Annotated in this window: 13 protein-coding genes; 6 read left to right on the top strand and 7 right to left on the bottom strand. The window is 31.9% G+C overall.

What is annotated here, in order from left to right; genetic code table 11:
* Nucleotides 1-159: 159 nt before the first annotated feature.
* The 6 genes from GTZ96_RS12990 to GTZ96_RS12965 all read right to left on the bottom strand — a co-directional run bounded on the left by GTZ96_RS12990 (nucleotide 160) and on the right by GTZ96_RS12965 (nucleotide 4,146).
* Nucleotides 160-573: an RrF2 family transcriptional regulator gene (locus GTZ96_RS12990; protein WP_161644345.1), complete on the bottom strand. Its 414-nt coding sequence runs from the start codon at nucleotides 571-573 to the stop codon at nucleotides 160-162.
* 190 nt (nucleotides 574-763) lie between these two features.
* Entirely contained in the window at nucleotides 764-1,603 is an 840-nt protein-coding gene (locus GTZ96_RS12985) for a TPM domain-containing protein (RefSeq protein WP_161644344.1), read from the bottom strand.
* A 3-nt stretch (nucleotides 1,604-1,606) separates the two neighbouring features.
* On the bottom strand, nucleotides 1,607-2,044 hold the full coding sequence (locus GTZ96_RS12980) for a TPM domain-containing protein (RefSeq protein ID WP_161644343.1): 438 nt from the start codon (nucleotides 2,042-2,044) through the stop codon (nucleotides 1,607-1,609).
* A 57-nt stretch (nucleotides 2,045-2,101) separates the two neighbouring features.
* A complete protein-coding gene (locus GTZ96_RS12975; protein WP_161644342.1) occupies nucleotides 2,102-2,695 on the bottom strand; it encodes a LemA family protein in 594 nt (197 codons plus the stop codon).
* 92 nt (nucleotides 2,696-2,787) lie between these two features.
* Nucleotides 2,788-3,120 (bottom strand): MerR family transcriptional regulator, encoded by a 333-nt coding sequence (locus GTZ96_RS12970; protein WP_161644341.1) that lies wholly within the window; start codon nucleotides 3,118-3,120, stop codon nucleotides 2,788-2,790.
* Nucleotides 3,121-3,168: 48 nt separating this feature from the next.
* Nucleotides 3,169-4,146: a M23 family metallopeptidase gene (locus GTZ96_RS12965; protein WP_161644340.1), complete on the bottom strand. Its 978-nt coding sequence runs from the start codon at nucleotides 4,144-4,146 to the stop codon at nucleotides 3,169-3,171.
* Nucleotides 4,147-4,366: 220 nt separating this feature from the next.
* Between GTZ96_RS12965 and alaS the strand changes: the two genes are divergently transcribed.
* The gene (alaS, locus tag GTZ96_RS12960; protein WP_161644339.1) at nucleotides 4,367-7,021 is read left to right on the top strand and encodes an alanine--tRNA ligase; all 2,655 of its coding nucleotides are present in this window, start codon (nucleotides 4,367-4,369) and stop codon (nucleotides 7,019-7,021) included.
* 301 nt (nucleotides 7,022-7,322) lie between these two features.
* On the opposite strand, the gene GTZ96_RS12955 is transcribed toward alaS, so the two are convergent.
* Entirely contained in the window at nucleotides 7,323-7,700 is a 378-nt protein-coding gene (locus GTZ96_RS12955; protein ID WP_161644338.1) for a hypothetical protein, read from the bottom strand.
* A 352-nt stretch (nucleotides 7,701-8,052) separates the two neighbouring features.
* Here GTZ96_RS12955 and GTZ96_RS12950 point away from each other — a divergent pair, with 352 nt between their 5' ends.
* The 5 genes from GTZ96_RS12950 to GTZ96_RS12930 all read left to right on the top strand — a co-directional run bounded on the left by GTZ96_RS12950 (nucleotide 8,053) and on the right by GTZ96_RS12930 (nucleotide 14,427).
* The gene (locus GTZ96_RS12950) at nucleotides 8,053-8,439 is read left to right on the top strand and encodes a cupin domain-containing protein (protein WP_161644337.1); all 387 of its coding nucleotides are present in this window, start codon (nucleotides 8,053-8,055) and stop codon (nucleotides 8,437-8,439) included.
* Nucleotides 8,440-8,624: 185 nt separating this feature from the next.
* Nucleotides 8,625-9,395 carry a hypothetical protein gene (locus GTZ96_RS12945; protein WP_161644336.1) on the top strand — a complete coding sequence of 257 codons (771 nt, stop codon included), beginning with the start codon at nucleotides 8,625-8,627 and terminating at the stop codon, nucleotides 9,393-9,395.
* A 33-nt stretch (nucleotides 9,396-9,428) separates the two neighbouring features.
* Entirely contained in the window at nucleotides 9,429-10,379 is a 951-nt protein-coding gene (locus tag GTZ96_RS12940; RefSeq protein WP_161644335.1) for a GSCFA domain-containing protein, read from the top strand.
* Between the two features lie 2 nt (nucleotides 10,380-10,381).
* On the top strand, nucleotides 10,382-11,002 hold the full coding sequence (locus tag GTZ96_RS12935; RefSeq protein WP_161644334.1) for a DUF4230 domain-containing protein: 621 nt from the start codon (nucleotides 10,382-10,384) through the stop codon (nucleotides 11,000-11,002).
* Between the two features lie 212 nt (nucleotides 11,003-11,214).
* On the top strand, nucleotides 11,215-14,427 hold the full coding sequence (locus GTZ96_RS12930; RefSeq protein WP_161644333.1) for an Eco57I restriction-modification methylase domain-containing protein: 3,213 nt from the start codon (nucleotides 11,215-11,217) through the stop codon (nucleotides 14,425-14,427).
* Nucleotides 14,428-14,458 lie beyond the last annotated feature (31 nt).

Genomic DNA, 14,458 nt, shown 5'->3' with positions numbered 1-14,458 from the left:
TTCTCTTTTATGGATTCTAAATTTTTTTCTTGACTTTGTTCCTTTCTGGTGAACCTTGTTTGAACTGTTTTCATTTCTTAAAAATTAAATTTGTAATCGTAATTCGACTGCAAATATATATAAATTCTATTAAACTAGTAGAGATTAAGAAATATTTTTTTATTTTTTTACTAATGAGGCTATAGTAATGCCTTGCATTGCCTTTAAAGTTTCGTCTCTAATAGTCATCAATCCGTGTCGTAGCAGGCATTCGTCTTCGCTTTTGCAATCAGAACAACGCTCGTAAAAATTTAATGAAGCACAAGGTAATAAGGCAATGGCACCATCAAATAATCGGTGAATATCGGCTAAAGTAATTTCATCTTTAGATTTTAAAAGATAATAACCGCCAAATTTTCCTTGTTTACTACCCACTAAATGACCGCGTTTTAAGTCCAATAGAATTTGTTCCAAAAATTTTTTAGGAATATTTGCTTCTTCGGCAATATCCGTTGTTTTAGAAATATGATTAGCGTCTTGTTGCGCTAAATAGAGTAGTGCTTTAAGTGCGTATTTGGTTTTTTGTGAAAGCATGGTTTATTAGTTTCTGGTATGTTTCAGGAAAAATAAGGATAAAGATAAATAAATTTATAGATGAGTCAAGACATTTTATTAATGTTTTCGTAATCCTAAATAAAAAGAAATTGTATACAAGCTAAAAACCCATTCGCCGCTGCGAATGGGTTTTTAGCTTAAAATATGTTTATATCTAATAAAATGGTGTTTACCAACTTCCGCTAGAGCCACCGCCAGAGAAACCTCCGCCGCCGAAGCCACCACCGAAACCGCCTCCACCAAATCCACCGCCAGAAGAACCGCCGCCGAAGCTACCTCCTCCAAAACTACCACCGTTTCCACGACCAAGGCTACTCAAGATAATTGCATCTAATAAGCTTGGTCCGCCGCCACCGCGATTTCCAGAGTTTCCGCCACCGCCTTTGTTTCTTGAAATTAAAATCAAAATAAAAACAATGATGATAATAAAAGGCAAAATAGGAAAATCTTGCTCTTGTTGAAGTTGTTTTCGGGTGCCTTTGTACTTGCCTTTAAAAACGTCAAATAAGGCATCGGTACCTTTGTTAATTCCGTTGTAATAGCTACCTGCTTTAAACTCAGGAAGGATAATGTTTCTAATGATTTCTCCTCCAATTCCAGCTGTCAGTCTATCTTCTAAACCGTAACCGGGATTAATGGCAATTTTTCTATCATTTTTAGAGATAAGAATAATTACACCGTTGTCGTCTTTGGCTGTTCCACCAACTCCCCAAGTATGTCCCCATTTGGTTGCTAGTTGGCTAACGTCTTCGCCTTTTAAACTTTCTACTGTAATGACTACAATTTGTGTTGTAGTAGTGTCAGCATAATGAATGAGCTTTTCTTCTAATTGCGTTTTTTCATTGGCATTAAAAAGATTAGCATAGTCATACACAGATGTTTGTAAACTGGGCTTTTCAGGAATTGTAAATTGTGCGAAGATGCAATTACTGGAAAAAAGTACAATCAGTAAGAATGCAAATTGAAAAATCCCTTCGGAATTTGAGTTTTTCTTTGTTGGAATTTTCATTATTTATCCTTTTGATATTTCGTTAGATAATTCGTTGCTGTCGCCTTCTTGCCAGGGAAAATATTTTTTGAGTTGTTCTCCTGCTCTTAAAATTCCGTCAACGAGTCCTTGTTTGAACTGGTCTTGTTTGAATTGAGCCACCATGGCATCTCGTGTACAATTCCAAAAATCGGCTTCAACAACATCGTTGATTCCTTTGTCTCCACATATTACAAAATGATGATCATCAACTGCCAGATAGATTAAAACGCCGTTTTTTAATTCGGTTTCATCCATTTTTAATTCATGAAAAACTTCTTTAGCACGGTCATAGGTATCCTGCGAGGTCGTTTTTTCTATATGAACTCTAATTTCGCCAGAAGTGTTTTTTTCGGCTATTCGAATAGCTTCAACAATTTCTTGTTCTTCCTCTTGGGTTAAAAAATCTTCTACTTTTGACATTTGTTTTGTTTTTTAATTCCTTTTAAAAAGCCCCTCCGTTGGAGGGGTTGGGGAGGATTAGAATTTTACTTCAGGTGCTTTTTCTGATCCTGCTACCGCTTCAAAATAAGGTTTTTCTTTAAGTCCATATATTCCAGCCAAAATATTTCTTGGAAATGTGTTGATATTGTTGTTATATGGTTTAACAGACTCGTTAAAACGTGTCCTAGCTGTCAAAATTTGGTTTTCAGTACTGGCTAGTTCGTCTTGTAATTTCATAAAACTTGCATCAGCTTTCAGGTTTGGATATTGTTCAACGCTTACCAATAATTTAGACAAAGATGAAGATACACCAGATTGAGCTGAATTGAATGCAGCCAATTGTTCTGGAGTTACTTTGGTTGGGTCAATAGTAACAGCAGTTGCTTTAGCTCTTGCTTCGATTACTGCTGTTAATGTGCTTTTTTCATGTTCTGCATACCCTTTTACAGTGCTAACTATATTTGGTATAAGATCATTTCTTCTTTGGTAGGCTGTATTAACATTTCCCCAACTTTCTTTTACTTCTTGTTCAAGTGTCACAGCGTTATTGTAAATTCCAGAAGCCCAGCTATAACCACCAATTAGGATAACAGCTAAAATAATCCAAGGTAAAAATCTTTTAAAATCCATGTTTCTATTTAATTTAAAGTTTAATATTTATTGTTCTAATTTATTTATTTCAAAATTGATATTGCAATTGTTTTTTTGAATTTTACCATTGTTTAAAGCTGATTTTTAATATTAGTCAACTGTACTTTGATTGCTTCCAGTTTGCTAATGATTTCAAATTTATCCAAGGTTTTCTTTTGTCCTTCTTTCAAGTGGGTTTTGGCTCCTTCGAGCGTAAATCCTCTTTCTTTTACCAAATGGTAAATGAGTTGGAGGTTTTTGATGTCTTCGGGAGTAAACATTCTGTTTCCTTTGGCATTCTTTTTAGGTTTGAGAATATCAAATTCACTGTCCCAAAAACGAATTAGGGAAGCATTGACGTCAAAGGCTTTCGCCACTTCGCCGATGCTGTAATATCTTTTGTCAGGTTGTAATTCTATATGCATTTTTCTTTATTTTTTTCTGAAAATTCTAAGTTCTGCAATCTAAAATCGTTAATCAAGCGATTGATTTTCCTGGTTAGCCAATTTTGAAATGGCAACGTATTCCACCGCTGAAATATCGCCGTAATAAAAATTAAGCGGATTGACGACTTTGCCATCTTTGTGAACTTCATAATGTAAATGTGGTGCTTCTGATCGTCCTGTACTTCCTACATACCCAATGACGTCCCCGCGTTTTACTCTTTGGCCAGCCCTGCAATTGTATTTGCTCAAATGACCATATAAAGTTTCGTATCCATAACCATGTCTTATTACAATGTGATTTCCGTATCCCGAAGCCGTATTGTCTGCCTTTGCAATTACGCCGTCTCCGGTGGCAAAAATAGGGGTTCCTTTTTTAGCCGTAAAATCCATTCCTTTGTGCATTTTCCTGGCTTTAGTAAATGGATCCGTTCGATAACCAAAACCAGAAGCCATGTGTTTTAAATTTTCATTTCTCACAGGTTGTATCGCAGGAATAGCACCCAATAATTTATTTTTTTCCTTGGCTAATTTTAAAATATAATCTAATGATTTCGATTGAATAGCCAACTCTTTTGTTAATACATCCACTCTTTTGGTAGTTTGCAAAACCAGCTGGGTATTGTTGTAGCCTTGAAGGGCTTTGTATCTATTTACGTCTCCAAAACCTGCTTTTCTTTCTTCTTCAGGAATAGCTGCGGTATTAAAATAAGTGCGGTACAGGTTGTTATCGCGTTCTTCAATGGCTTCAATTACATTGTCTACCTGATCCATTTTTTTATTCAAAAATGCATAATTCAGTTTTAAATTCTCTATTTCCCGCATCAAAAGACGGTCTTTAGGAGTGTCAAAATAAGGAGTGTTCAAAAGAATAACGAAACTGATAAAACCAAATAAAGCAGAAGCCAGTATAAACAAGGCGGCAAAACCAAATTTCCTCCTTTTTTTTACTTTAATTTTTCGATATGCCAGATTTTCAGAATCGTAATAATATTTTACTTTCGCCATATTTTAAAATACCCTATTTTTGCACCTGCTAAAAAAGCACATTGCAACAAATTTAATAAATGTTTTAGTTGTTCGACCCTTTTTTTAGTATTAAATATAACATAAAATTGATTGAAAGATTTAAAAATTCAATGATTTAAAAATTGTTGAATTTAGGAGTTTTACAAAAAACAAATAAAAACTTTGTGCCTTAGCGCCTTAGTGGCAAAAAAAAATAAAAATGAAATCACAAGACATTCGCAAAGCGTATTTACAATTCTTTGAAAGTAAAGGACATTTAATTGTTCCTTCGGCACCTATTGTTCTAAAAGACGATCCAACCTTGATGTTTAATAACTCAGGAATGGCACAGTTTAAAGAGTATTTTTTAGGAAACGCCACACCTAAAAGCAATCGTATTACTGATACGCAAAAATGCCTTCGTGTTTCAGGAAAACATAATGATTTAGAGGATGTAGGTTTTGATACTTACCACCATACCATGTTCGAAATGTTAGGGAACTGGTCTTTTGGTGATTATTTCAAAAAAGAGGCTATTCCGTGGGCTTGGGAATTTTTGACAGATGTGTTGAAATTAGACAAAGACCGTTTGTACGTTTCTGTTTTTGAAGGAAACGAAGCGGAGAATGTGCCTTTTGACCAAGAGGCTTTCGATATTTGGAAACAATTTGTATCTGAAGATCGCATTATCCTTGGAAACAAAAAAGACAATTTCTGGGAAATGGGAGATCAGGGACCTTGTGGACCTTGTTCAGAAATTCATATCGATTTACGTACTGATGCTGAAAGAGCTGAAGTTTCAGGTTTCAGTTTGGTAAATGCCGATCATCCGCAGGTAGTGGAAATTTGGAACAACGTATTTATGGAATTCAACCGTAAAGCTGATGGTTCATTGGAGAAATTACCGGCACAACACGTAGATACCGGAATGGGATTTGAGCGTTTGTGTATGGCTATGCAAGATGTAACTTCTAATTACGATACTGATGTATTTACGCCGCTAATCGAAAAAGTGGAGCAAATTACAGGATTGAAATACACTACCAATGATGTCATTCTGAACGATAGTGAAGAATCTGAAGAACAAAACAAAACCAATATTGCCATTCGTGTAGTTGTGGATCACGTTCGTGCCGTAGCCTTTGCTATTGCTGACGGACAGTTGCCGTCTAACACGGGAGCAGGTTATGTAATTCGTCGTATTTTGCGTCGTGCTATCCGTTACGGTTTTACTTTCTTGGGTACTAAAGAACCTTTTATCAATCAATTGGTTGCTGTTTTGGCAGATCAAATGGGTGAATTTTTCCCAGAAATCAAAAAACAACAAACTTTGGTTACCAATGTAATCCGTGAAGAAGAAGCTTCTTTTTTAAGAACTTTAGACCAAGGGTTACAATTGTTAGATAACGTAATTGCAACTGCCGAAGGAAAAGAAGTGGCAGGAACAAAAGCATTCGAATTGTATGATACTTTTGGTTTTCCAATTGATTTAACGGCTTTGATTCTTAGAGAAAGAGGGTTTAGCTTAGACGAAGCTGGTTTTGATAAAGCCATGCAAGAACAAAAATCGCGTTCTCGTGCGGCTTCAGAAGTTTCTACTGATGACTGGAAAATTCTGGTTGATGGAAACACAGAATCTTTTGTAGGTTATGACCAGGTAGAAAACGAAGTGAAAATCACCCGTATTCGTAAAGTGGATTCTAAAAAAGATGGTGTTTTGTACCAAATTGTTTTAGATGCTACTCCATTTTATCCGGAAGGTGGAGGACAGGTAGGAGATAAAGGAACTTTGGTTTCGGCAAATGAAACTATTGAAATTATAGATACTAAGAAGGAAAATAATTTAATTCTGCATTTTGCTAAAAAATTGCCGGAAAATGTAAACGCTTCTTTTATTGCTAAAGTGAATACTGATTTAAGAGCAGCGACTTCTAAAAATCACTCGGCGACACACTTGATGCACCAGGCATTAAGAAGTATTTTAGGAACGCATGTGGAGCAAAAAGGATCTTTGGTAAATCCAAAAAATCTACGTTTTGACTTTTCTCATTTTTCTAAAGTAACGGATGAAGAATTGCAACAAGTGGAGGATTTTGTAAATGCTCGAATTCAAGAGCAATTGCCATTAATTGAAAGAAGAAGTATTCCTATCCAACAAGCTTTAGAAGAAGGAGCAATGGCTTTGTTTGGTGAAAAATATGGAGATAATGTACGTGCGATTAAATTTGGCGATAGCATGGAATTGTGTGGAGGAATTCACGTGAACAATTCGGCTGATATTTGGTCTTTCAAAATTGTTTCTGAAGGAGCAGTTGCAGCTGGAATTCGTCGTGTGGAAGCGATTACTGGTGATGGTGTAAGACAATTTTTTGCTTCGCAGGAAGAATTGTTAGACGAAATTAAAGTGGCATTGAAAAACCCGCAGGATACGGTTAAAGCAGTGGTGTCTTTGCAATATGAAAATGCTAAGTTGAAAAAACAAGTGGAGCAATTGTTAAAGGAAAAAATCGATAGATTAAAAAATGAATTGCTTTCTGAATTTCATGAAATTAACGGCATTAACGTTTTAGACAGGCATGTGGATTTATCTATGAGTGCTACCAAAGATTTAACGCAAGCATTGGGGAGTGCAAAACCAAATTCATTCGTCGTTTTAGCTTCTGTTGAAGATGGTTTGCCAAATATTCATTGTTATATTGCTAAAGAACTGGTTGAAAGAAAAGGTTTAAACGCAAATGTGGTAATCAAAGAGTTAGGAAAATATATTGATGGAAATGGTGGCGGACAACCTTTTTTCGCGTCTGGAAAAGGAAAAAATGTAGCCGGAATTACTGAAGCATTGGACAGTATTTCCGGAATTTTGATTCGTAATTAATAATTTTCATGCCTGATTTTTAGGCAAGTTTATCCAAGGTGGAGGTGGAGGACAGCCGTTCTTTGCTACTGCAGGAGGTAAAAATGGCGCTGGAATTGCAGAAGCTTTATCTAAAGCAATTGAGTACGTGAAGTAAATTTTAGCTTTATAAAAAATAAGAAACCCTTTTAGTTTGCAAAAGCATTCTAAAAGGGTTTTCGATTTAAGTGTGTTAAATCTTATGGGGCAAAAAAGTAAAACAATTCGTTTTGAAGTTAATTTGCTAAAAGAACTTATGAACTTAAAATAGATTAGTTTATTTTCAGGAATGACTTATTTCAATTCCGTTTTCTTCCAGAATATCTAAAAGATAGCTGTTTTGTATAGGGTCGTATTTTTCAATTCCACTTTGATACCATTTTACTAAAACACTTATTTGAAAGTGGGTATAGCCTTCGGTATCAATGTTAATGCCTAGTAAACCGGCCATTAGAAATTCTTCTAAAATCTTTTCGGTTATAATCCTTTTCGGAATTCCGTTAATAATGCTGCCATTTATACTTTCGTAATCAAGTCTACCTGAATTAAATCCGTCATTAAAAGCAGTATTGCTATTTTTCGCTTTTGAATACGGATTTAGACCATTAGAATATCCTTCTAAATAATCTTGTCTGTAAATAGGGTTAAATATGTTTTTCATGATAATTGGAGTAGAATTCATATCAAATGTAGAAGCAAAAAATTAGTTTGCCATTTAAAATCGTTGAAAGGACAAAATACTCTTTAAACCGCTAGCGGATGGTTTTTTATCGGTAAAAAGTAGGAGTTAGTAGATTACTTTAATTAGGGATTTATCAGGAATAGTTAGGTTTAATTGTTGTTTTTTATCGTATTTGTAATGAAAATTTCATTATTCATATAATTATATAAGGGGTTTGTGTTTTGATATTAAGTTATTGTGTTAGTGTGTTTTACGGAAGTAATTGAATAAAATCGTAATTTTGTTATAGTGTTGATAACTAGTATATTGTTTAATTTTAAATGCTGGAATTATGAGAAAGAATATGTTAATACTAGTTGGAGGAATTTTATTTTCTTTACTATGTTCATTGAATCTTGAGGCTCAGATGATGAATAATGAAGGTCAGGTTGGGCGTGATTTGGCTAATTCTAAATTGATTCATGCATCAGAAGTTACACTTAAACCAGGAAAAAGAACGATTATGCACACTCATCCTGCACATTTTTATTATGCCTTAACCGATGTAAATTTAAAAGTACACTATCAAGATGGTAAAAACGAGGTGTTTAAAATGAAAGCAGGAGAATCGGGGGTAAGTGGACCAGAACGTCCGCACATAACTCAAAATATAGGCGACAAAACAGCTAAATTTTTGGTTGTAGAATTAAAAGAACATCCTTACAAAGCGCCAAAGTAAATTAATAGTAGCGCATAAAATGTGTTGAAATTGAAAATGAGTCTTTTATAGACTCATTTTTATTGGATGAATAGTCCATTTAAACGAGTTTTTAGGTCGTTAAGCTTATATAGTTGGTTCAGCTGTATTTAATATTTAGTTTTGGAAACCCAAGTATATTAAGTTAAAAATAACCTAATAAGATTATGGAAAAATTAATTAGAATATTTTTTTTCATTTCAATAGTTTCTCTTTTTTTAGCGTCTTGCTCAAATGATAAAGACGATAAGGGCAAGAATTTTATTAAAATAATTGAATCTACTGAGAATGGTATTTCTGAAAATTCAGTTTTCAGCTATCATGAAAATCAAATAATAAGTGCTGATAATTCTAAAGAAAAAATAGATTATACTTACGATAATGGACTTATCACCAAGATAATCAAGTATAATAAGCAAACTCAACTTAGTGTTACATTAGTATATATCTATCTTCAAGGAAAATTAATTAAAGTAACGTCATCTCAAAATTATGTGATTTATTACACTCATAATACTGATGGAACGGTTTTGTATGAAAAATACAAGATAGATTCTCAAAATCAAGAACATAAAGCATATCACGGAACTTTATTTTTTAAAAATGAGAATTTAGTTAAAGACGAACGCGTTTTTGATAATAAAGATGAAAACGTAAGTTCCAGTTCAAGAACAAGTTTTGAATATGATACCTACAATAATCCCTATTTTAGTATTTTAGGTTACGACAAATTATTGGATCTTAGTGTGTCAATTTCTAAAAACAATGTTGTTTTAACGGTTGTGGAATCAACACTTATGGTTAATGACGAAACAATTACTTCTGCTAATATCTATAAAGCTACGTTTAAATACGATGCTGATGATTATCCTACTGAACAGGTTTCAGAAGCTAGTATAGGGAATCCAAATTATTCCAAAATCCAGTATTTGTATTAATATTATAATACTTATTTTTGGTGAAAAACTACCATGCAGTTTCGTACGCCAATACCCATTTCAGAAAGTATTTTTCCTATTGATTATAATTCTAAAATTATGTCTGTAGGTTCTTGTTTTGCAGTAAACATGGCCGAAAAATTTAATGATTTTAAATTTCAAAACAACTGCAATCCATTTGGTATTATTTTCAATCCTGTTTCAATTGAAAGATTAGTAGAAAGAATTGTAAATAAAGAGCTGTTTACGGAAAGTGACATTTTCTTTCACAACGATTTATGGCATTGTTTTGAAGTACATTCGGAACTTTCAAATCCCAGTAAAGAAGCTTTTCTAGATTCATTAAATCAGTTACTCGATTCAACAAATCAACAAATATTTGATTTAACGCATTTCCAAATTACCTATGGAACTGCCTGGGTGTATCGAAATATTGAAAGTAAGCAAATTGTTGCCAATTGCCATAAAGTTCCTCAAAAGCAATTTGCAAAAGAATTGCTTGCTATCGAAACGATTCAAACTGCAATTCAGAATACGTTTAGTCTGATTCACTCAATAAATCCAGAGGCAAAATTTACGTTTACCGTTTCGCCGGTGCGCCATATCAAAGATGGTTTTGTCGAAAATACCTTGAGTAAAGCGCATTTAATTAGTGCTGTTCATTCAGCTCATAACTCACAACCCATAACTTATAACTACTTTCCGAGTTACGAAATCATGATGGATGAACTAAGAGATTATCGCTTTTATGCCGAAGATATGTTGCATCCTAGTCAAGTAGCGATAGATTACATTTGGCAACGATTTAAAGAAACTTCCATTTCAAAAACGGCTTTTGCAATAATGGATGAAGTCGAAGGGATTCAAAAAGGTTTGTCTCATCGCCCTTTTAACCCGCAGTCCGAAAGTCATCAAAAGTTTATCGCTAAACTTCAAATAAGAATAACGAAATTGCATTCGGAATATCCATTTATGAAATTTTAATTATGATAAGAAAAATAGTTGTTGGCTTAGTAGCTTTAGTTATTGTTGTTTTACTTTTTAAATTTTGTGAATTTAAAAAAGGCGATAACAGTACATTAGATTACAACACCAATTTGATTCAGCAGCAAATTGTAAACGTTGGAAAATTAGTCGTTACCGAAGGGCATTTCTCAGAAGTGATTACCTATAAAAATCAGGAAAAATATTTAATGAATATGCTTTCATTCGAAAAGAAAGCACTTATTGTGGTCAATGCCGATGTGACGGTGGCTTATGATTTGCATCAAATGAAATATGATATTGATGAAAAAAACAAAACCATCACGATTGTAAGCATTCCAAAAGAAGAAATAAAAATCAGTCCCGATATTCAGTTTTATGATGTGCAACAAAGTAAGTTGAACCCGTTTACCGGAGACGATTATAATAAAATCAATAAATCAGTAAAGGCCAATTTAGCCAAGAAAATAGAAAAATCATCGTTAAAGTCCAATGCTCAAAACCGACTCATAAGTGAACTTTCTAAAATCCTGATTCTAACTCATACCATGGGCTGGAAATTGCAATACGAAGGCAAAGTCATTGAAAATGAAAGTGATTTAGGAAAGCAGGTAAAAATGTAGTTCTAGATTATAGCCATTGATTTACTGAATTTTTAGTGTAGACTTTTGGTTTTTATTGTAATCAAGAATAAGCTGTATTGAGAGTTTTTGTTTATAGTACTTCTTTGAATTACATTAAGTTAAAAAAAAGGTTAACAATTTTTTTATATGGTAAAAATAAGTCTAATCTAATGTGTTAGATTTGTAAAAGAAATATATAAGTTTACTCATTGATGAATCCATTAAAAAATATTTTAAATCAATTAGATTTAATTGAAAACAAAGCTGTTTTCTTTAGAGATAAAGAAGAGGGTGGGATTTTTAATAGTTTTTCGTCAGATGTGAATAAAAAATTAGAAGACATAAAGCCAGATGCTTTTTATGTTTTCAATAATCAACCTTTTGTTTTATTTTTTGATTTAACATCAAATAGTGATATTAATAGAGAAAGTGAAATTCACAAAAAGGTGTGGTCATTTGATAATTCCCCTATAATTTTTGTAATAAATGATACCGAGGTTAAAGTTTATAATGCTTTAAACTTTGAAAAACATAAAGGTTTAGAAGAAATTGAATTATCTGAAAAAGAAAGAAATAAAAGATTTTCTTTTTGGAATTTACAAAGCGGGGAAGCGTTTGAATGGTTCTATGAAAAGCATAAAAAAACAGTACTCAAAAAGAGGGTAAATCAACAGCTTTTTGAAAACATAAAACAGACCATTCTTATTCTAAAGAATGATTTTGGTTTAGAGGAAAGTCTGGCTAAAATACTTGTTTTAAGATTGATTTTCATTCGATATCTTATTGATAGAAAAATAAAAATTGACACTTCATTTATTGTTGGAAATGAAGAGGATATAATTCAAAGAAGAAGATCGTTAAGTGAGTTAATTGCGAATCCAAAACAATTAGTTGTTTTTTTTGATTATTTAAACAAAAGATTCAATGGGGTCTTATTTAAGGACTCAAATATTGAATTAAGTTTAAATCAAGCGAATCTATTATCTAAGCTTTTTAACCCTGACGGAGTTAGTACTGAAGATAAGATAAATTTATTTTCTGATTTTGATTTTCAATATGATGTGTTTGATTTTGGAATCATTCCTGTAGAATTGATTAGTGGAATATATGAGACACTTTTAGATGAAGAAACTAAAAATGCTACATCTGCGGTCTATACGCCACCTTTTTTAGTTGACTATATTTTAACCGAAACAGTTGATAAATTTTTTGAAGAAAATAAATCAATCAGTGAATGTAAAATTTTTGATCCTGCAATGGGTTCTGGGATTTTCTTAGTGCAAGGGCTAAGAAGAATGATTGAACGAGAAAAAGAACTGAATCCAAATGATGATAATCTAACTTTTGGGACTAAAATTAGAACAATTGCCGAAAAAAATCTTTTTGGAATTGACATTAATGAGGAAGCTATAAATGTGGCTTGTTTTTCTATTTATGTAGCTTTATTAGATTACCAAGAACCTGGCAATATTGATATTTATAAATTTCCTAATTTAAAAGATAAGAATTTTTTTAAGAGCAATTTTTTTGTTAGAGAAGTAAAAGAAAATGATTCTGAAGTTGCAAAAAAAGAGCTTGAAATATTTTCGTCAAGTTTAGAAGTGATTAAATCACAAAAAATGAATTTTATACTAGGTAATCCACCTTGGAAAAGAGATAAATCAGATTATCACATTGGATGGTTAAATGAAAATAATATTTACTTAAAACAGGAAAAAGGAGAAAAAGAAATTGCTTTGTCCTATTTGATGCGAGCTAATGATTTTATGACAAAAGATACGGTTTGTTCATTAATTGTTACAAGCACTATTTTTTATAATGTATCAGATACTATTCGATATGTGAAAAGTAATTTCTTTAAAAATAATTCAATTCAATCAATTCTGGATTTATCAGCCGTAAGAAGATTAGTTTTTGATGGCGAAAAACGTGTTCCTAGAAAAGACAGAAATAAGAATTTGATTTTAGACAAGAACGGAAATATTTTATATAAGAACCAAAAAATAATAAGTCCAGCATTAAATATTCAGTTTAAACAATTTGATAAAGAATATTCAGAGAATAATCCAATTCATTTTAAATCAATAAAAGCAAATAAGTTTTTTAATAAATTTACCAAAGCACTTGTAATTGAGAAGTTTGATTATAAAAAAATCCTCCAAAAGCATTTTATTGAAAACCATTGGATGTTTAAAGTAGCATTATATGGAAACACTTTGGATTACTTGCTTTTAAAAAAGTTAGAAAAAAGTAAAAATAAAATAATTAATTTATTCGATGGAAGTGAAATTTTTAAAGGAGCTGGCATTAAATCAAATAAAGGGAATGATTTTGCAGATTTTTTAATTGGATTACCTTTAATTGAGAATGGTGATATTAATTTAATAACTACAAATATTAATGACAATAATTTAATTTTAAAAGCTCAAGACGTTTATTATGAAAGTGGAAGAATTAAAGAACTTTTTTTTGGGAGTAAAATTTTAATTAAAGAACAGGCAAAAGATGAAAGTAAATTAGCTGTTTCGTATATTGAAGAAAATTGTGCTTATAAGAATGGTATTTGGGGTATTTGCTCTGAAAATAGAGAGTTAATAAAAAGTTTATTTTCTTATTTATTGTCAGATATCTATACTTATTATATTTATCTAATTTCAGGTTCTTGGGGTACATCAACAAGACCTCAAATTCGATTAGATGATGAATACCTTTCATTTCCATTTATAGAGCCAAATGAAATTCAAAAAGATAGAATGATTTCGTTAGTTGAAAATCTATTAAAACCATATAAAGAATTCTATAAAGAACATCCAAATAGTGTTTTCCAAGGCGAGCCAAGTAAAGAAATATTAGATGAAATAAATTCAATTGTAGAAGAAATATATCAAATTACTGGTTATGAGAAAGATTTGATTGATTATGTGTTAAACGTTTCTCGTTATCAATTCCAAGAAAGTAAACAGAGGTTAGTTTCAGATTTTAACAATGACGACCATAGGAATAGAGAAAAAGTTTTAAGAAGTTATGCTGATGTTTATATTGAAGAATTTGAAAAAATTTACGATGATGAATTTATTCAAATAGAAATTTATTCTTTGGATTATTTCATAGCTATGAATTTTGTTTTCTTAAGTGAAAAGCCTTCTAAAAAAATTGTTTACTCAGATAAGAAAGATGAGAAACAAGTTTTAAATAATTTGGCCAATTCACTAAGTATTTCTCAAATTACTAATGCAAATGATTCTGAGAATAATTTATTTATTCAAAAAGATATAAAAGGATTTGAAAAAGATTCATTTTATATAATTAAACCCAATGAATACAAATGTTGGCATAGAGCCATGGCTTGGTATGATGTAGCCGAATTTAAAGAAGCCATACAAAAAGCAGAGTTAGAACGATTAAATTCTGATTTTCATGCTTAATGCTTCTAACTTCAAATCAAATTCTGAACAA

Origin of the sequence: Flavobacterium undicola (assembly GCF_009909155.2) — a bacterium.
Classification (GTDB): Bacteria; Bacteroidota; Bacteroidia; order Flavobacteriales; family Flavobacteriaceae; genus Flavobacterium; species Flavobacterium undicola.
The sequence above is the reverse complement of the archived record's forward strand: the minus strand, read 5'-3'. Positions and strand labels throughout refer to the sequence as shown.